Source organism: Pseudomonas sp. HLS-6 TE3448 (assembly GCF_053629555.1).
This window is the reverse complement of the sequence record NZ_JBRJIO010000001.1, coordinates 3,944,774-3,965,820: the sequence shown is the minus strand read 5'-3', so window position 1 is coordinate 3,965,820 and position 21,047 is coordinate 3,944,774. Positions and strand designations below refer to the sequence as shown.

The window sequence follows — 21,047 nt, the reverse complement described above, 5'->3', positions numbered from 1 at the left end:
CATGCTTGACCAGACTGTCGCGCTAGAACTGGCACAGCGCTTCATGGCGCTGCCCGGTGAGAAACGTCGGGTGTTTTTCCAACGCTTGGGGGAACAGAACCTTAACCTCAACCTGCTGCCGATCCCTGCGGGGATCGGTGCTCACAGTGGGGTACTGTCATACGCGCAGCAACGCCTGTGGTTCCTCGCACAATTGATGCCGCAGAGCAGTGCCTACAACATCGCCGGTTCGCTGCGCCTGAGCGGCACACTGGACCGTGCCGCCCTGCAGCGTGCGTTCGAGCGGATCGTTGCGCGTCATGAAACACTGCGCAGCCGTATTCAGCGTGGTCACGATGATCAGCCACAGTTGATCGTGCTGAACCAGCAACCGCTGGACATCCGCGAGCAGGACCTGCGCGATTTGCCGGCCGCTAAACGTGAAGGCGCTGCGCGAGACGCGGCCACGCTCGAGGCCCTGACGCCGTTCGACCTTCAACACGACGCGTTGCTGCGGGTTGGCCTGCTGCGTCTGGCCGATGACGAGCAGGTGCTGTTGGTAACCCTGCACCACATCATCGCCGATGGCTGGTCAATGAAGGTACTGATCGACGAGTTCGCCAAGGCCTATGCAGCGTTCAGCGCCGGCAGCGAGCCCGAACTCCCGGCCTTGACGATCCAGTACCGTGACTACGCGTTGTGGCAGCGCAGTTGGCTGGAAGCGGGTGAGCAGGATCGCCAACTGGCCTACTGGCGGCACCAACTGGGTGAGCGTCAGCCGATGCTCGAACTGCCCGCCGACCACCCACGCCCGGCAGTGCGCGATTACCGTGGCAGCAAACATGCGCTGGTCGTACCGGCGGCGCTCAGCGATGAGCTGCGTCAGTTTGCCCAGCGTCACGGCTGTACCCTGTTTCAGGTGCTGCTCGGGGCGTTTCAGGTCCTGTTGTATCGCTACAGTGGTCAGCGGGACCTGCGTATTGGCGTGCCTATCGCCAACCGTCAGCGCCTGGAATGTGAAGGGTTGATCGGTTTGTTCGTCAACACCCAGGTGTTGCGCAGTGAGGTGGACGGCGAACAGGGCTTCGCCCACTTGCTTGAACAGGTCAAGCAAGCGGCCCTTGGGGCACAGGCACATCAAGACCTGCCGTTTGAGCAACTGGTCGAAGCGTTGCAACCTGAGCGCAGCTTGAGCCACAACCCGCTGTTCCAGGTGATGTTCAACCATCAGCGTCGTGACCTTGATGCCCTGGCTCGGTTACCGGGGCTGCGTGTCGAGCCGTTCGAGCGTGAAAGCCGTAACGCGCAGTTCGACCTCAACCTGGACAGTGAGGAGGACAGCGCTGGCGTCTTGCGGCTGACCTTCGGCTACGCCACTGACCTGTTTGACGCGGCCAGTATTGAGCAGCTCGCGCGACACTTCCTGCGCCTGTTGCAGGTGCTGCCGCAGACCCCGGATTGTGCACTGGACGCGGTGCCATTGCTCGACGAGGACGAGCGTCGCAGCATCGTGGCCTTGGCCAACAACACCCGCAGCTTCCCGGAACTGACAGCGGTGCACCGCCTGATTGAAACCTGCGCCGCACGCCAGGGGGATGCACCTGCGCTGGTTGCCGAGGGCACAACCCTGAGCTTTGTCGAGCTGGAGCAACGGGCCAATCGTCTGGCGCATCGGCTGCTGGCACTGGGCGTTGGCCCCGATGCGCGGGTAGGGGTCTCGCTGGAGCGATCTCCCCATCTGCTAGTGGCGTTACTCGCCGTGCTCAAGGCCGGTGCTGCCTATGTGCCGCTGGACCCGGAGTTCCCGGCGGGGCGCCTGGCCTACATGATCGAAGATTCGGGCCTGGAGCTGCTATTGACCAGCACCGTGGTCGCAGATCGCCTGAACGTGGCGCAAGGGATCCAGGCCTTGCATCTGGACACACTGGACCTCGGCGCAGAGCCGAGCACGGCCCCGAACATTGCCGTGGCTGAGGAGCAGTTGGCGTACGTCATCTACACCTCGGGCTCCACCGGCAAACCCAAGGGGGTGATGGTCCGTCATGGCGCATTGAGCAACTTCCTGCAATCGATGGCCGAGGCACCGGGCATCGCTGCCGGTCAGTCCTGGCTGGCGGTGACCTCGCTGTCGTTCGATATCGCCGCGTTGGAGCTGTACCTGCCGCTGACGCGTGGCGCCTGCGTGCTGCTGGCCAGTGCCGAACAGGCCCGCGATGGCCTGGCGCTGCAAGCCGCGCTGGAAAAGGCCGACGTCATGCAGGCAACCCCGGCGACATGGCGCATCCTGCTGGAAAGCGGGTGGCAGCCGTCATCGCGGCACACCCTGATCTGCGGGGGAGAGGCCTTGCCGCGCGATCTGGCCGAAGCGCTGGGCAGTAACGGTGCCCGGCTATGGAACCTGTACGGTCCCACCGAGACCACCATCTGGTCCACCGCGCAAGCGATGCGCGCCGTCAGCCCGGCGAACCAACCCATTGGCCGGCCCATCGCCGCGACCTCGACCTATGTACTCGATGCGCGTCTTGAGCCGGTTGCAGTCGGCATCACCGGAGAGTTGTACATCGGCGGCGCAGGCCTGGCCCGTGGTTACCATCAACGCCCGGACCTGACCGCCGAGCGCTTTGTGCCAGACCCGTTCGGTGAGCCGGGGGCGCGTTTGTACCGCACAGGCGATCTGGTGCGCTGGCGGCGCGATGGCGTCCTGGAGTACCTCGGACGTATCGACCATCAGGTCAAGGTTCGCGGCTTCCGCATTGAATTGGGTGAAATCGAAGCGCAACTGCTGGCCAACGCCGAGGTGCGTGCTGCCGTGGTGCTGGCCCGAGAAGCCGCCGCTGGCACGCGCCTGGTCGGTTATGTCGCGGCTTCAGCGGGGGAAACGCTGGCCGAAACCCTTAAAGCCGAACTGCGTCGCAGTCTGCCCGAGTACATGGTGCCCGTGCAGATCGTGGTGCTGGAGCAACTGCCGCTGACACCCAATGGCAAGATCGACCGGCTGGCCTTGCCTGAGCCGGTATGGCAGGCCCGCGCATGGCGAGCCGCCGACAGCGAGCCTGCGATCAGCCTGGCCGGGATCTGGGCGCAGGTGCTGGGTGTTGAACGGGTAGGGCTGGACGACAATTTCTTTGAGCTGGGTGGCCATTCGCTGTTGGCAACCCAGGTGATCAGCCGCATTCGTCGGCAACTCAAGCGTGAAGTGCCGTTGCGTTGCCTGTTTGAAGCCGCTGACCTTTCCGGCTTTGCCAGCGCTGTCGCACAGTTGCCTGAACAGGTTGCGGCGCAGGCACCGTTAAGGGCTGCACCTCGACCATCAGTGTTGCCGTTATCGGCCGCACAGCAACGCCTGTGGTTCCTCGCGCAGATGGAGCCTGATAGCGCGGCCTACAACATTCCGGCTGCGTTGCAACTGCAGGGCACGCTTGATCATCAGGCGCTGCAGCAGGCGTTCGACGCGCTGGTGGCGCGTCATGAAAGCCTGCGCACACGCTTTGCGCTCGACGCCGCTGGCCAACCGCAACAGCTGATTGATGAGCCTCGACCCATTTCCATCACCCGTGTACCGATGCATGGGCAGTCGTTCACCGCCGTACTCGAAGAAGCCCGGCGTGAAGCCTTGCGCCCGTTTGATCTGGGCAATGGGCCATTGTTGCGCGTGACCCTGCTGGAACGTGCGGACGACCGCTGGGTGTTGCTGGTGACCCTGCATCACATCATCACCGACGGTGCCTCGATGGGCATTGTGATCGAGGAGTTTGCCGAACTGTATCGCGCCGCCAAGGAGCGCCGCGCCGCGCGTTTGCCAGCGCTTTCTCTGCAGTATGCCGACTACGCGCTGTGGCAACAGCAGCGGCTGGACGGCCCACAGGTCGCCGAACAACTGGCGTACTGGTGTGACAGGCTGGGCGGCGAGCAGCCGTTGCTGGAGTTGCCGCTGGACCATCCGCGCCCGGCAATGCCGAGTCTGCGCGGTGCCAAGCATGTACTGACCTTGCCAGCCGCCTTCGGCACACGCTTGCGCGCATTGGCCGGGCAGCACGGGGCATCGCTGTTTCAGCTGCTCCTGGCGTCCTATGCCTGGCTGCTGTATCGGCACAGTGGCCAGCGTGACCTGCGCATCGGTATTCCTCAAGCCAACCGTAACCGGTTGGAACTCGAAGGCCTGATCGGCTTTTTCGTCAACACCCAGGTGCTGCGTATTCAGGTCGATGGGCGCGAGGGCTTCGCGCAACTGCTGCAGCAGGTCAATGCCCTTGGCCTTGAAGCCCAGGCGAACCAGGACGTGCCCTTTGAGCGGCTGGTGGACGCGCTGCAACCGGAGCGCAGCCTGAGCCGTACGCCGTTGTTCCAGGTGATGTTCAACCATCAGCGTGAAACCGCAGAGGGTTTACGGCAGTTGCCAGGCTTGAGCGCCGAAGTGCTGCCCAACCACGTGGGTAACGCGCAATTTGAACTGATTCTGGACAGCCTGGAGGCGGCGGACGGTTCATTGCAGTTGAGTTTTACCTACGCCGTCGAACTGTTCGAAGCACGGAGCATTGCCCGTCTTGCTGAGCGCTTCGAGCGCTTGCTTGGGCAACTGCTGGCCCAGCCTCGCGCACCGCTGGCAGGCCTGGACCTGCTACTGCCCGCCGAGCGTCAGCTACCGGCAGTCGCCAGCCGCTACAGCGGTGCACTGCCCATTCATCAGCGCATCGCGCAACACGCGGTTGAGCGGCCGGATGCGGTGGCACTGGTCTGGGATGAGCACGGTAAACGCTTGCACATGAGCTTTGCTGAACTGGATGCGCACAGCAACCAGTTGGCTCAGCGCTTGCTCCGTGACGGACTGCAGCCGGAGCAGCCCGTGGGCGTGTTGCTGCCAGCGCACGCCACGCGCCTTGATCGCCATGCTGGCCGTGCTCAAGGCCGGCGCTGCCTACCTGCCGCTGGACCCTGAATTGCCGGTCGAGCGCCTGACGCTTATGGCCCATGAAGCCGGTCTTGAGTGGGTGCTGGCTGAAGCGCTGACCGAGATGAGCCTGCCGACGGGTATTGGCGCCTACGTGCTGGACCGGATGGACCTGCAACATGAATCCAACAGCCAACCCCAGGTCACGGTGCATTCCGGGCAGTTGGCCTACCTGATCTATACCTCCGGTTCCAGCGGCAAGCCCAAGTCTGTGGCTGTCAGCCATGGTGCATTGGCCGGTCACTTGGCGGCGATGCAGGGTATCTATCAGGTGACGCGGGATGATGCGATGTTGCTGTTCGCCTCGCTGGGCTTCGATGCCGCCGCCGAGCAGTGGTTGCTGCCGCTGGCCGCTGGGGCACGGGTGGTGATGCGCGGGCAGGATGTATGGGGCATCGAGCGTTTGTTGCAGGTGCTGGACAGCGAGCGGGTCAGCCTGCTTGATCTGCCGCCGTCCTATGCCCAGCAGTTGGGCGACACCCTGCGCGGTGAACCGCGGAAGCTGGCGGTTCGCCTCTGCACCTTGGGTGGTGAAGCGGTGCCAACGCAAATCCTGAGCCTGCTCCAGCAGACGCTGGGTTGCCAGTTGATCAATGGCTACGGCCCGACCGAATGCGTCATCACGCCGATGCTCTGGCAGGCCGATGGTCGGCCGTCAACGCGCGCCTATGCGCCATTGGGTGATGTGGTCGGGGCGCGTCAGGCGCATATTCTCGATGCCGACCTCAACCCGGTTCCGACGGGCGTGATCGGCGAGTTGTACATAGGGGGCGAAGGGCTCGCGCGAGGTTACCACCAGCGCCCGGACCTGACCGCCGAACGTTTTATCCCCGACCCGTTCTCGAGCACCGGTGGCCGCCTGTACCGTACTGGTGACCGTGTGTGCCGTCGTCATGACGGGCAACTGGAATACCTGGGGCGTATCGACCAGCAGATCAAGTTGCGCGGTTACCGCATCGAACTGGGTGAAATCGAAGCCTGCCTGCTGGCCCATGCTGCGGTTCGCGAAGCGTTGGTAGCGGTCAATGGCAAGCATCTGCTGGGCTATGTGGTCGCTGCGGCGGATGACAGCCTGGCTGAAACCTTGCTCGCTGAATTGAGGCAGCAACTGCCGGACTACATGGTACCGAGCAAGATCCTGGTGCTGGAGCGCTTCCCGCTGACCCCGAATGGCAAGGTGGACCGCAAGGCCCTGCCGGAGCCGGTGTGGGAGAGCCAGGTTTATCAGGCACCGGGCACGCCGGAAGAACGTGCACTGGCTGCTATCTGGCAGCAGGTGTTGGGGTTGGAGCAGGTCGGGTTGCACGACAACTTCTTTGAGCTGGGTGGCGACTCCATCGTCTCGATCCAGGTGGTTAGCCGTGCGCGGCAGGCCGGTTTGGCGCTGACCCCCAAAGACCTGTTTCAACACCAGACTCTGCAAGCCCTGGCGCGTGAGGCCAAACCGCTGGACGGCGGGTTGGTCATTGACCAGGGCCCGGTCAGTGGCGCAGTGCCGCTGACGCCGATTCAGGCCTGGTTCTTTGAACAGCCGATTCCTCAGCGGCACCACTGGAACCAGTCGGTACTGCTCAAGGCCGTGCAACCGCTGGACAGCCAGGCGCTGAACCGCGCCTTGCAGGCCTTGGTGGCGCACCATGACGCCTTGCGCATGAGCTGGAGACAGGAGGGGAGCCGCTGGGTTCAACACCATCGAACTCCGAACGAACAGGGCGTGTTGTGGGAGCGCCAAGCGGCTTCTGCCGCAGAAATCACCGCCCATTGCGACGAAGCTCAGGCCAGCCTGAACCTGCAAGACGGCCCACTGCTGCGCGCCGTGCATATGCGGCTGGCCGATGGGACGGCCCGCTTGCTTCTGGTGGTGCATCACCTGGTGGTTGATGGTGTGTCGTGGCGCATTCTGCTGGAGGATCTGCAGCAGGCCTATGCCGGGCAACCATTGCCAGCCAAGACCAGCGCCTACAAGCACTGGGCCGAACAGATGGAAGCCTTTGCCCACGGCGAGGTGCTGCAAACGGAAGTGGCCTACTGGCAACAGCAGTTGGCCGGGCCCGTGGATCAGTTCCCGGAGGACGGCACCCCCGGCGGCGGTATCGAAAGCCTGACCCTGACCCTGGACAAGGCCCGCACCGCCCAGTTGCTGAAAACCGCGAACGCGGCGTACCGCACACGCATTGATGACCTGCTGCTGACGGCCCTGGCCCGGACCTTGTGCGCCTGGAGCGGTCAGCCTAGCGTGTTGGTTGATCTGGAAGGCCATGGCCGCGAGGCGTTGTTCGCGGACCTCGACCTGACCCGCACCGTTGGTTGGTTCACCAGCCTGTACCCGGTTCGCCTTGGCGCTCACAGCGATCTGGCGACGACGCTGAAGGCGAGCAAAGAGACCCTGCGTCAGGTGCCGCATAAAGGTGTTGGTTATGGCGCCCTGCGTTACTTGGCAAGGGCCGCGCAGTTGCATGAGTTGCCTGCGGCACAGGTCACCTTCAACTACCTGGGGCAGTTCGACGCCAGTTTCGGTGCCGACGACCTGCTGCACCCCGCCAGTGAATCGGCAGGGGTGGAGCAGGGGGCGGGTACGCCCGCATTGGCTGCGCTGGAAATCAACAGCCAGGTGTATGCCGGCGAGTTGCGCTTGAGTTGGCGCTTTGACGCTGCCCGTTTCAGTCGTGCCCGGTTACAGGTGCTGTTGGACGATTACCAGCGCGAACTCATCCGCTTGCTTGATCACTGCATGAGCCCAATGGCCTGCGGTGTGACGCCCAGTGATTTTCCACTGGCGCAACTGACCCAGGCGCAACTCGATGGCCTGGCCGTCCCACCACGTGAAATTGAAGACATCTACCCGCTGTCGCCTATGCAGCAAGGGCTGTTGTTCCACTCATTGTTCGCACCGCACGCCGGTACTTACATCAACCAACTGTGTGTTGATATCGACGGCCTAGATGTCGAGCGTTTCCGCGCCGCCTGGCAGGCTGCACTGGAGCGTCACGCGATCCTGCGCACGGGCTTTGCCTGGCAAGACCTGCCAGCGCCGGTACAAGTGGTTCATCGTCAGTTACAGGTGCCGATGCAGGTGCTCGACTGGCGTGAACTCGCCGTTGACGAGAAGGCGCTGGTACAGGTTGCACGCGAAGAGCACGCCCGTGGCTTCGATTTGCAGCGCGCACCCTTGCTGCGCTTGTGCCTGGTGCGCGTCAGCGACCAGCGTCATCGACTGATCTGGACCAGCCATCACCTGTTACTCGATGGCTGGAGCAACGCCCAACTGATTGGCGAGGTACTTCGCCACTACGCGGATCCCTTGGCACTGAAACCGGTCAAAGGCGGTTTCCGTGACTACATCGACTGGCTCCAAGAGCAGAATGTTGAGGCCAGTGAGCACTTTTGGCGTGCACGGCTGGCGCCACTGGACGAACCGTGCCTGTTGGCCAGTGCTGTCTCCCAGAGCCAGGAAAGCGGTTATGGCGCATGCGCACGGGTGCTGACCAAAGACGAAACACATCGTCTGCGCGAATTTGCACAGCGCCAGCGGATCACGCTCAACACCTTGGTACAGGGTGCATGGTTGCTCTTGCTGCAGCGCTACACGGGCCTTGAGCATGTGTGCGCCGGCGTCACCGTAGCGGGTCGCCCCACGCAGTTGGAAGGGGTCGAGTCCTGGCTGGGCCTGTTCATCAACACATTGCCGGTCATTCAGCAGCCGCTCGCCGAACAGGCGGTGGGCGACTACTTGCGCGCCCTGCAAACCGACAACCTGGCCATGCGCGAGCATGAACACACGCCGCTGTACGCGATACAGGGCTGGGCTGGGCAAGGCGGGCAAGCGCAGTTCGATACGCTGGTGGTGTTCGAAAACTACCCGGTGGATCAGGCGTTGCGCCAGCATCAGGACCAGGCCCTGCAGTTCGGCCCTGTCGATCAATTGGAGATGACCAACTACCCATTGGCCCTGACCGTTAACCTGGGTGAAGCATTGGCGTTGGCCTGTAGCCATGACCGTGCGGCATTCGATGACACAACCGTGCAGCAGCTGATGGCACAACTGTGCTACTTGATGCTCGGTATGGCCCGCGATGCCGCGCAACCGCTTGGGCGGCTGGAGCTGAATGACGTCACCGCGCGTCAACAACTGGTGCACTGGAGCGCAGTGCAGCAACACTTCCCGGCGTTCGTGCCGGTATCGTCCCGTATTGCCGCGCAGGCGGCGTTACGCCCTGACGCCGTGGCGATCCGTCATCAGGGCGTCAGCCTCTGCTACGCCGAGCTGGAGCAACGTGCCAATCAACTGGCCCATCGCTTGGTGAGCCTCGGTGTGGGCAGCGATGTGCTGGTCGGCGTGGCCTTGCCTCGTTCAGCGGAGCTGATCGTCGCTCTGTTGGCCGTGCTCAAGGCCGGCGGTGCCTACGTGCCGCTGGATCCTGACTACCCGGCGGAGCGGCTGGCCTACATGGTCGAGGACTCCGGCCTGCAACAGGTGATCAGCCTGTCCAGCCTGGACCTGCAGTTGCCGGTACAGGTGTTGGCACTCGATACCCTGGACCTTTCTGCAGAATCGTCGAGCGCACCACAGGTCACCATCGACCCTGAGCAACTGGCCTATGTGATCTACACCTCTGGCTCGACCGGCAAGCCGAAAGGCGCGCAGTTGACCCAGCGCAACGTCGAGCGGCTGTTCCAGGCCACCCAGGGCGATTTCGGTTTCAACCACGACGACATCTGGACCCTGTTTCACTCCTATGCCTTCGATTTCTCGGTGTGGGAAATCTTTGGCGCCCTGGTGCACGGCGGTTCTTTGGTGATCGTGCCGTATTTCACCAGCCGTTCACCGGAAGACTTCCTCAAGCTCCTGAGCGAAGAGGGCGTGACGGTGCTGAACCAGACGCCGTCGGCGTTCCGTCAGTTGATCCCGCTGGCGCAGAAAAACACGGCGCCGTTGAGCCTGCGTTACGTGATCTTCGGCGGCGAAGCCCTGGAACTGGAAAGCCTGCGGCCGTGGTTCGAGCGCTACGGCGATCGCCAGCCGCGCTTGATCAATATGTACGGCATCACCGAGACCACGGTGCACGTGACTTACCGCGAAATCACCGAGAGAGACCTTGCCCATAAAGGCCCGAGCCCAATTGGCCGGCCGTTGGCCGACCTCAGCCTGCACGTGCTGGACGCCAACCTCAATCCGCAACCGGTCGGCATTGCCGGTGAGCTGTATGTCGGTGGTGCTGGCTTGGCCCGCGGCTACCTGAACCGCCCGGAACTGACCAGCGAACGTTTCATCGCCAGCCCGTTCGATGTCAGCCAACGTCTGTACCGCAGCGGCGACCTGGCCCGGCGACTGTCCGATGGCAGCCTGGAATACCTGGGGCGTATCGACCAGCAGGTGAAGATTCGCGGTTTCCGCATCGAGCTGGGGGAAATAGAAGCGCAGTTGCAAAGCCACCCGCAGGTCAACGAAGCGGCGGTGCTGGTCAAGGAGGGCGCCGGTGGCCCCCGGCTGGTGGGTTATGTCGCCAGCTCGGACCTGGCGATTCAGGACGAGCTCAAGGCCCACCTGCACGAACGGCTGCCGGAGTACATGGTCCCGGCACAGATCGTGGTGTTGCCGACGTTGCCACTGACCGCCAACGGCAAGCTCGACCGTCGCGCGCTACCCGAGCCGGACGCTGCTGCAGGCCGCGAGTACCGGGCGCCGCAGACCGATACCGAACAGGCTGTTGCCCGTATCTGGGCGCAGGTACTGGACGTGGAGCGTGTAGGCCTTGATGACCACTTTTTCGAACGGGGCGGGCATTCCTTGCTGGCGGTACAGACCGTTTCACGCCTCAAGCGTGAGTTCGATCTCGACGTTGGTGTGCGCGAGCTGTTCGAACACCCACAGCTTGAGGCCTTCGCCCGTTATGTCGAGGCATTGCGCCCTTACGCCGAGGCTGCGCGCCAAGAACTGCAAGACGATATCCATGCGGCATTGGCGGAACTCGACGGTCTTTCGACTGAAGAACTTGAAGCCCTGCTGGCGGAATAGGACAGAACTGAATTTATGCAAAGCCTGATCGCATCCTTGAAAGACCTTGCCCCTGAAAAACGCAAGGCACTGGCCGCACTCTTGAAGAAGAAAGGTATCGACCTGTTTGCGCAGATGCCTATCAGCCCGGCTGATCGCACCCTGCCACTGGCCTTGTCTTATGCTCAGCAACGGTTGTGGTTTCTCACGCAACTGGAGCCGGCCAACAGTGCCTACAACATTCCGGGCGCGCTGCGCCTGCGTGGTCAACTCGATCGAAATGCGCTGCAGAACGCTTTCGATGGGCTAGTGGCGCGTCACGAAAGCCTGCGCACCCGTTTTATCGCAGATGCCGATGCACAGCCACGGCAGGTGATTGATGCGCCGACGCCCCTGGCCATCAGGTCGATTGATTTGCGCGGGCAGGGCCCGGAAGCCCTGGCTGCCGCCGTTGAAGCCGAAGCCTTGCAACCCTTCGACCTGGCTAACGGTCCGTTGCTTCGGGTCACCCTGTTGACCTTGGCCGATGACGAGTACGCGCTGCTGTTGACCTTGCACCACATCATTGCCGATGGCTGGTCTATGAACGTGTTGGTGGATGAGTTTGCTGCCGCCTATAGCGCTAGTGTTCAAGGCCATGCGCTGGACCTTCCGGGGTTGCCGGTGCAGTACGCCGACTATGCGCAATGGCAGCGCGAGTGGCTCGAAGCCGGCGAGCTGCAACGCCAGCTCGAGTACTGGACGGCTCAGTTGGGGGATACCTCAGCGGTGCTGGAGCTACCGGGGGACTTCCCGCGCCCAGCGGTGCAAAGCTATCGCGGTGCCCAGCAGCGGCGTGTACTTGACGAAGCCTTCGGTCAACGCCTGCGCGAGTTCGCTCAGGCACAGGGCTCGACGACCTTCCAGATACTGCTGGCGACCTTTGCCGTCTGCCTGCACAGGGCCAGTGGCCAGTGCGACCTGCGTATCGGCGTGCCGACGGCCAACCGCAATCGGCTGGAAATCGAGGGGTTGATCGGTCTGTTCGTCAACACTCAGGTGCTGCGCTGCGTGGTCGATAGCCACGCAGGCTTTGCCGACCTGCTGGAGCAGGTACGCGAACGGGCCCTTGGCGCCCAGGCCAATCAGGACCTGCCCTTCGAACAATTGGTTGAGGCGTTGCATCCAGAACGCAGCCTGAGCCACAACCCGTTGTTCCAGGTACTGTTCAACCATCAGCGGCAGCGCTTTGGCGCATTGGCTCACCTGCCGGGGCTGACCCTGGAAGCCTTGGATCAGGTGGAAACCGCCGCTCAGTTTGACCTGGGGCTGGACAGCAGCGAAGACGATAGCGGGCGTATTGTGCTGTCGTTCACCTATGCCGTGGATGTGTTCCTGCCTGCCAGTATCGAGCGCTTTGCTCAGCGTTTTGAGGCGGTGCTGCGCCAAGTCATGGAGCAACCGCAGCAACCGTTGCTGGCGTTGGACTGGTTGACCGATGACGAGCATCGCCAACTGCACACTTGGAGCCAGCCAGCGGAGGTTACGCCACACCTGCCGCTGGTGCATGAGGCCATCAGCCAGCAAGCCGCCTTGCGTCCCGACGGCGTGGCGCTGGTGTGCGGCGAGCGCTCGTTGACCTTCGCCGAGCTGGAGCAGCGTGCCAATCAGCTGGCCCATCGCTTGATCGATCTGGGCGTGGGCCGGGAAACCCTGGTTGGCGTCGCGCTGGACCGTTCGCTGGAACTGATTCTCGCCCCGTTGGCGATCCTCAAGGCCGGGGGCGCCTACGTGCCGCTGGACCCGGAGTACCCGGCCGAGCGCCTGGCCTACATGGCCAAGGACGCGGGCCTGAAGTGGGTGCTGAGCGATGCCGCGCTGGCACTGGAGTGGCCGGAAGGCGTCGAAGTCGTGGCCCTGGACCAGCTGGACCTGAGCTGCGCGCCAACACAGGCGCCGTTACTAACGGTCGCCCCGCAGCAACGCGCCTACATGATCTACACCTCTGGCTCGACCGGCCAACCCAAGGGCGTGACCGTCGAGCACGGTGCCCTGAGCATGCACTGTCGTGCTGCTGGGGAACTGTACGGCATGAGCGCCGAAGACATTGCCCTGCATTTTGCCTCGATCAGTTTTGACGGCGCGGTGGAGCAGTGGTTGTCGCCGATGATGTTCGGTGCCCGGTTGGTGCTGCGTGGCCCGGGGCTGATCTCGGCAGAGCAGAGCTACCAGACGCTGGTGGACCAAGACGTTACCGTGGCCTATTTCCCCACCAGCTATGCCCATCAACTGGCCGAGTGGGCCTTGGCGCATCCGCAGTCGTTGCGGCTGCGCTCCTGCACCATTGGTGGCGAAGCGGTGTCGCGGGAGACCTTCGAGCTGCTGCGCCGTGGCCTGAAAGCGCCGCGCATCATCAACGGTTACGGGCCGACGGAAACCATCGTCACCCCGACCCTGTGGCGGGCAGACGGTAATGTACCGTGCGAAACACCGTACGCCCCCATCGGCCGTGCGGTCGGCAACCGCACCCTGTACGTGCTCGATGCCGACCTTAACCTGCTGCCACCGGGTGTGGCGGGCGAGCTGTACATTGGCGGCGAAGGGCTGGCCCGTGGTTATCACCAGCGCCCAGACCTGACCGCCGAGCGCTTTGTGCCCGACCCGTTTTCCACCACCGGTGGCCGGCTGTACCGCTCCGGCGACCGTGTACGCTGGCTGGCCGACGGCAATCTGGAATACCTGGGGCGTATCGACCAACAGGTCAAGCTGCGCGGCTACCGCATCGAATTGGGTGAAATCGAAGCGCGGCTGCAGGCCCATGCCGACGTCGGTGAGGCGGTGGTGCTGCTACGCGACAAACGCCTGGTGGGTTACGTGGTGTCGAGCCGCGATGATGGCTTGGGCGATGAAATTAAAGCACAGCTCAAGGATGCGTTGCCGGACTACATGGTGCCGAGCAAGATCCTGGTGCTGGAACGCTTCCCGCTGACCCCCAATGGCAAGGTGGACCGCAAGGCCCTGCCGGAGCCAGTGTGGGAAAGCCAGGTTTATCAGGCGCCAAGCACGCCGGAAGAACTTGCACTGGCCGTGATCTGGCAACAGGTGCTGGGGCTGGAACAGGTCGGGCTGCACGACAACTTCTTTGAGTTGGGTGGCGACTCCATTGTCTCGATCCAGGTGGTCAGCCGTGCGCGGCAGGCCGGTTTGGCGCTGACGCCCAAAGACCTGTTCCAACACCAGACTCTGCAAGCCCTGGCGCGTGCGGCCAAACCGCTGGAAGGCGGGTTGGCCATTGATCAGGGCCCGGTCAGTGGCGCGGTGCCGCTGACGCCGATTCAGGCCTGGTTCTTTGAACAACCGATTCCTCAGCGGCACCACTGGAACCAGTCAGTGCTGCTCAAGGCTGCGCAACCGCTGGACAGCCAGGCGCTGAGCCGTGCCTTGCAGGCCTTGGTGGCGCACCATGACGCGTTGCGTTTGAGCTGGCAGCAGGAGGGGAGCCGCTGGGTTCAACACCATCGAGCTCCGAACGAACAGGGCGTGTTGTGGGAGCGCCAAGCGTCTTCTGCCGCAGAAATCACCGCCCATTGCGACGAAGCGCAAGCCAGCCTCAGCCTGCAAGACGGCCCACTGCTGCGCGCCGTGCATATTCGGCTGGCCGATGGTACGGCCCGCTTGCTGCTGGTGGTGCATCACCTGGTGGTTGATGGCGTGTCGTGGCGCATTCTGCTGGAGGATCTGCAGCAGGCCTACGCCGGGTTACCGTTGCCAGCCAAGACCAGCGCCTACAAGTACTGGGCCGAACACATGGAAGCCTTTGCCCACGACGAGGTGCTGCAAACGGAAGTGGCCTACTGGCAACAGCAGTTGGCCGGCCCCGTGGATCAGTTCCCCGAAGATGGTACCCCTGGCGGCGGTATCGAAAGCCTGACCCTGACCCTGGACAAGGCCCGCACCGCCCAGTTGCTGAAAACCGCGAACACGGCGTACCGCACGCGCATTGACGAACTGCTGCTGACGGCCCTGGCCCGTACCTTGTGCGCCTGGAGCGGGCAGCCTAGCGTGCTGGTTGATCTGGAAGGCCATGGCCGCGAGGCGTTGTTTGATGGCCTCGACCTGACCCGTACCGTCGGTTGGTTCACCAGCCTGTACCCGTTGCGCCTTGGCGCTCACAGCGATCCGGCAACGACACTGAAGGGCTGCAAGGAGGCCCTGCGCAATCTACCTCACAAGGGCGTCGGTTTCGGCGCACTCCGCTACCTCGGTACGCCACAGGTCCGGGCCGCGATGCAGGCATTGCCGCGGGCTGACATCACCTTCAACTACCTCGGCCAGTTCGATGGCAGCTTTGCTGAAGGCGGCTTGCTGCAACCGGCCGTTGAGTCTGCCGGTCGTGAGCATGGCGCGCAATCCGGCCCGGCTCGGCGCCTGGAAATCAATGGCCAGGTCTATGGCGGCGAGCTGAGCCTGAGTTGGCGCTTTGACACCTCCCGCCATAGCACTGCCCGCATGCAAGCGCTGGTGGATGACTACCGTGACACCTTGCAGGCGCTGCTCGACCATTGTCTGGAGGCCGGTACTGGCGGCGTGACGCCGAGTGACTTTCCGCTGGTACGTTTGAGCCAGTCGCAACTTGATGGCCTGCCGCTGGGCGCTGATGCACTTGAGGACATCTACCCGCTGGCACCGATGCAGCAGGGCCTGCTGTTCCATTCGTTGTACGCACCCGAGGCCGGAACCTATGTGAATCAGCTTTGTGTGGATGTCGACAACCTGGATGTCGAGCGTTTTCGCGCCGCCTGGCACATAGCGCTGGCACGCCATGGCATCTTGCGTACGGGCTTTGTCTGGCGCGGTGATCTACCTGAACCGCTGCAAGTGGTTCGGCGCCAGGTCGCGGTGCCATTGCAGGTACTTGACTATCGTGACCGGGGTGACGTGCAGTCGTTGTTGCAGCAATTCGCATCTGCCGATCACGCCCGTGGCTTTGAGCTGGACGAGGCGCCTTTACTACGTTTGACCCTGATCCGTTTCGAGCCCGAACGTTACCGGCTGATCTGGACCAGCCATCATTTGCTGCTTGATGGCTGGAGTAGCGCCCAACTGATCGGTGAGGTGCTGCAGGCCTATGCCGACCCGCACAGCCTGCGGCCAGTCACTGGCGGTTATCGCCAATACATCCAGTGGTTGCAGGCTCAGGATGCAACCGTCAGCGAGGCGTTCTGGCGTGAGCGCTTGAGCCTGCTCGATGAGCCATGCCTGCTGGCCAATACCATGGTCGCGCCTGCAGCCGGCGAGGGCTCGGGCAACTGGAAACAGGCAATGACGGTCGAGCAGACGGCCGCTCTGCAAACGTTCGCCCAGCGCCAGCGGATTACGCTCAACACCTTGGTACAGGGCGCATGGCTGCTGTTGCTGCAACGCTATACCGGCCTGCAGAGCGTGTGCACCGGTGTCACCGTGGCTGGGCGTCCGACACAGCTGGAGGGCGCCGAATCCTGGCTGGGGCTGTTCATCAATACTTTGCCGCTACTGGTTCGGCTCGACGCCGGGCAGGCAGTGGGCGACTACTTGCGCAAGCTGCAGGCCGACAACCTGGCGCTGCGCGAGCACGAACACACACCGCTGTACGCGATACAGGGCTGGGCCGGGCAGGGTGGCCAAGGCCTGTTCGATACGCTGATCGTGTTCGAGAACTACCCGGTGGATGCGGCATTGCGTCAGGCATCGGACAGCGGCCCACGCTTTGGCCCAATGGAACAGTTGGAGATGACCAACTACCCGCTGGCCCTGACCGTCAACCTCGGTGAACGCCTTGAGATCGGCTACAGCTACCACTGTTCATGCTTTGATCAAGCCACACTGATGCGCCTGGATGGGCAGTTGCGGCAGATCTTGCTGAATATGGCCCAGGATGCCGAGGTTGCGTTGGGGCGTATCCCGCTCAACGATGCCGTGGCGTTGCGACAGTTGGCCCAGTGGAGCGCAGTGCAGCAGCATTTCCCGGCGTTCGTGCCGGTATCCGCCCGCATCGCTGAACAGGCGGCCCTGCGCCCTGACGCCGTGGCGATTCGTCATCAGGGTGTCAGCTTCTGCTACGCCGAGCTGGAGCAGCGCGCGAACCAACTGGCCCATCGGCTGATACGCCTGGGCGTGGGCACTGATGTGCTGGTCGGCGTGGCCTTGCCTCGTTCAGCGGAACTGATCGTCGCCCTGTTGGCTGTGCTCAAGGCCGGCGGTGCCTATGTGCCGCTAGACCCGGACTACCCGGCAGAGCGCTTGGCCTACATGGTCGAGGACTCCGGCCTGCAACAGGTCATCAGCTTGTCCAGCCTGGACCTGCAGTTGCCGGTACAGGTATTGCCGCTGGACACCCTGGACCTTTCTGCAGAGCCATGCAGCGCACCACAGGTCACCATCGACCCGGAGCAACTGGCCTATGTGATCTACACCTCTGGCTCGACCGGCCAACCGAAAGGCGCGCAGTTGACCCAGCGCAACGTCGAGCGGCTGTTCCAGGCCACCCAGGGCGATTTCGGTTTCACCCAAGACGACGTCTGGACCCTGTTCCATTCCTATGCCTTCGATTTCTCGGTGTGGGAAATCTTTGGCGCCCTGGTGCATGGCGGCACTTTGGTGATCGTGCCGTATTTCACCAGCCGGTCACCGGAAGAGTTCCTGGCGTTGCTGGTCGACGAGGGCGTGACGGTGTTGAACCAGACGCCGTCGGCGTTCCGTCAGTTGATCCCGCTGGCGCAGAAAAACACGGCGCCGTTGAGCCTGCGTTACGTGATTTTTGGCGGCGAAGCCCTGGAACTGGAAAGCCTGCGGCCGTGGTTCGAGCGCTACGGTGATCGCCAGCCGCGCTTGATCAATATGTATGGCATCACCGAAACCACGGTGCATGTGACCTACCGGGAAATCACCGAGCGAGACCTTGCCCATAAAGGCCCGAGCCCGATTGGCCGACCGTTGGCCGACCTCAGCCTGCACGTGCTGGATGCGGACCTCAACCCGCAACCGGTCGGCATTGCCGGTGAGTTGTACGTCGGTGGTGCCGGTCTGGCCCGTGGCTACCTGAATCGCCCGGAAATGACCAGCGAACGTTTTATCGCCAGCCCGTTCGATGCCAGCCAACGCCTGTACCGCAGCGGCGACCTGGCCCGGCGCCTGTCCGATGGCAGCCTGGAATACCTGGGGCGTATCGACCAGCAGGTGAAGATTCGCGGTTTCCGCATCGAGCTGGGGGAAATCGAAGCGCAGTTGCAAAGCCACCCGCAGGTCAACGAAGCGGCGGTGCTGGTCAAGGAAGGGGCCGGTGGCCCCCGGCTGGTGGGCTATGTCGCCAGCCCGGACCCGGCGATTCAGGACGAGCTCAAGGCCCACCTGCACGAACGGCTGCCGGAATACATGGTCCCGGCACAGATCGTGGTGTTGGCGAGCTTGCCACTGACGGCCAACGGCAAGCTCGACCGGCGCGCGCTACCCGAGCCGGACGCTGCTGCAGGCCGTGAGTATCGGGCGCCGCAGACTGATACTGAACAGGCTGTTGCCCGTATCTGGGCGCAGGTGCTGGAGGTAGAGCGTGTGGGCCTTGACGATAACTTCTTCGACCTCGGAGGCCATTCGCTGTTGGCATTGACCTTGACCGCTGCACTGCAAGACCGACTGGGCCTGAAGGTCCGGCTCGATCAACTGATGCAGTACCCGCGCTTGAGTGAGCTGTTGCAACGGGTGCAGGGGGCATCTGCCGAGGTGTCGCCGCGTGTGCCTCTCAATCAGGCCAGCGCAGGAGCCCCTCGGCTGTTTTGTGTACACCCGGGCGGCGGCACGCTGTTTGGTTACTACCCCCTGGCGCGTGCATTGGAAGCGACCTGGCAGGTTGATGGTTTGTTGTGCCGCAGTTTTGTAGAGCCGAGCTGGCGCGACAGCTCTCTGGAGCAGATGGCCCACGACTATGTACAGGCGATTCGCCTGGTTCAACCGCAGGGGCCGTATCACCTGCTGGGCTGGTCCCTGGGAGGCGCCCTCGCGGTGGAGATGGCGCGGTTGCTGCGTGAGGCCGGTGAACCGGTAGCCTTCCTTGGATTGGTCGACCCGTTCGTTCCTGGCGTGGGTGCTGCGACGGGTGAGGCGCAGCACGCCGACCTGGACAGCGGTTTTGCCCGTTACCTGGTGGAGTTGTTCGGCGATGTGCCGCTGGCCGCTGTCCAGGCTCGTATCGCTGAGGCGCGACGCGAGGGCTGCAGCGATGCCGAGTTGATCGAGGGCGTACTGGCCTGGGCGGTCGCACAATCACGTGGCGATGCGCCGCGTATCGAGCAGGGGGATATCGCTCAAGGTTTCGCCGTGATGCGCCACCTCAATGGTCTGACGGCTAACTGCACATTGAAGCCTTGCGATGTGGCACCGCAGTGCTGGTGGTCAAGCGAAGTGGCAGAGGTTTCCATGGCTGCGCAGACCGCATTGGAGCGGGGGATTGGCGTGCAGACGCAAAGCAGGCAGGAGATCGAGGGCAGTCATGCCGGGATCGTCCGGGAGCCAGTGTTCCTGCGCAGCCTGGCTGAGGTGTTGCCTGGCGCCTGAATGGTTTGAGCGCAACTTAACCACGTGCCTGGATGGGTCCATGCACGTGGTTTTGGCTTCATTGAGCGCACAGGCGGTTTCGCCTCGAACGCGGCGTAGTAACACCTTGTCATTAATTGCTAATGATAATGGTTTGTAATAGCATTATTCGCGATCGGACTCACCCCTTCTTATTGACCTGAAGGTGTTTCGCTTTGACGACTCATGGAACGAACAACAACCCGGAGCTACTGATGGCTTTTCTGGACAATCGCCAGGCATTGATCGACAGAGCCAACGCCATACTGGGCTGTCGTTATCAGGCAGAAGATGTTGCTCAGGATATCTACCTCAAATTGTGTGAACAGCCTGTTTGTCTGCCTGTGGCCCATCCGCTGGGTTATCTCTACCGGATGGTGCGCAACCTGTCCATCGACCGTCTGCGGCGTCAGCACTGGGAGAACTGCCACAGCGTTGGGGAAGAGCAGGCGTATGTTCTGTTGTGTTCCAAACCCTCGCCGGAGGCTGCCGTTATCCATCGGGCAATGCTTGAGCAGGTGCACCGCGCCTTGTTGGAATTGCCCGAGCGCACCCGGCGCATTTTTGAAATGACCCAACTGCAAGGGCATACCCAGCGCGAAGCCGCACGCCGTGAGGACGCCTCGCCGACCCTGATCAATTTTCTCCTGCGTGATGCCCTGCGTCATTGTCGCCAGCGACTGGGCGTTGTGCCTGCAAACCGGGCACAGTAATGCCTTTTGAAATGACTTTTGGCCCGCCTCTTACACGGATGTACAGCTCTTGATCGATGTATTGGCCCCTCTGTTTTGTGGAGAACTGGCGGTATACGCCGAAGGCCTGAGCCTGAGTGCCGGCGACCAGCCGGTGGTGTCAGGGCGACGCTTTGTTGAAGCCGAGCAGCTTGAACAGTGCCTGGACCTGTATGCCGTGGGGTATCCCGGTGCCGACCGGCGCGCCTTGGCCTCCTTATGGTCCAAGGACTATTTCCTGACCGTGCTGCCTGCGGTGGTGGCGTCAAGCCTGGTGCTGGGGTGGCACTTGCCCGTCACGCTGGACGACATCGAGGTGGTCATCGATGCGCAAGGGCTGCCTGCCCGCCTGGTATTGCCGAACCAGGGTCAGCGGGTAGCGCCTGATGATGCCTGGCAGCGATTTGCACCCTTGATAGAGGGCAACCTGGAGCCTTTCATCGATGCACTGGCACGCGTGGTCAAGCTGTCGCCCCGGGTGCTATGGAGCAACGCCGGCAACTATGTGGAGAGTATTGTCGGTGTGTTGGCCGAGCGTGGCTTTCCGACCGACACCCTGGCCCATGGCGAGGCGCTGATCAGGGTTCGCGAGTGGCCGCACGGCAAGCGCAACCGGCTGTTCGAGCCGGTGCGCTATGTGCAGATGCCAGGGCCACAAGGCCCGCTGCAGATCCGCCAGCGCCGCCAGTGTTGCCTGCGTGACGGGCTACCCGGTTATGAATGCTGTAGCGATTGCCCGCTGATCAGCGATGAGCTGTTGTTGCGCTATGCCTTGGCTGAGCGCGGCCTGAGCGTCGAATGAGCCGGCGGC

General features: G+C 62.9%; 5 protein-coding genes. All 5 read left to right on the top strand.

The window, feature by feature from the left end; genetic code table 11:
- Window position 1 precedes the first annotated feature (1 nt).
- The 5 genes from AB7M23_RS18225 (at window position 2) to fhuF (ending at window position 21,038) form a co-directional block, all read left to right on the top strand.
- Window positions 2-4,915 carry an amino acid adenylation domain-containing protein gene (locus tag AB7M23_RS18225; protein WP_454241594.1) on the top strand — a complete coding sequence of 1,638 codons (4,914 nt, stop codon included), beginning with the start codon at window positions 2-4 and terminating at the stop codon, window positions 4,913-4,915.
- Entirely contained in the window at window positions 4,797-10,943 is a 6,147-nt protein-coding gene (locus AB7M23_RS18220; RefSeq protein ID WP_454241593.1) for an amino acid adenylation domain-containing protein, read from the top strand. The genes AB7M23_RS18225 and AB7M23_RS18220 overlap by 119 nt, the downstream gene beginning before the upstream one ends.
- A gap of 15 nt (window positions 10,944-10,958) precedes the next feature.
- Entirely contained in the window at window positions 10,959-19,487 is an 8,529-nt protein-coding gene (locus tag AB7M23_RS18215) for an amino acid adenylation domain-containing protein (RefSeq protein WP_454241592.1), read from the top strand.
- Window positions 19,488-19,720: 233 nt separating this feature from the next.
- Entirely contained in the window at window positions 19,721-20,218 is a 498-nt protein-coding gene (locus AB7M23_RS18210; protein ID WP_065761045.1) for a sigma-70 family RNA polymerase sigma factor, read from the top strand.
- A 49-nt stretch (window positions 20,219-20,267) separates the two neighbouring features.
- Window positions 20,268-21,038 (top strand): siderophore-iron reductase FhuF, encoded by a 771-nt coding sequence (gene fhuF, locus AB7M23_RS18205; RefSeq protein ID WP_454241591.1) that lies wholly within the window; start codon window positions 20,268-20,270, stop codon window positions 21,036-21,038.
- Window positions 21,039-21,047 lie beyond the last annotated feature (9 nt).

Excerpts from the sequence above, each read along its gene's own strand:
- AB7M23_RS18225 (WP_454241594.1), top strand. The coding sequence starts at position 2 with ATGCTTGACCAGACTGTCGCGCTAGAACTGGCACAGCGCTTCATGGCG.
- AB7M23_RS18215 (WP_454241592.1), top strand. The coding sequence starts at position 10,959 with ATGCAAAGCCTGATCGCATCCTTGAAAGACCTTGCCCCTGAAAAACGC.
- AB7M23_RS18210 (WP_065761045.1), top strand. The coding sequence starts at position 19,721 with ATGGCTTTTCTGGACAATCGCCAGGCATTGATCGACAGAGCCAACGCC.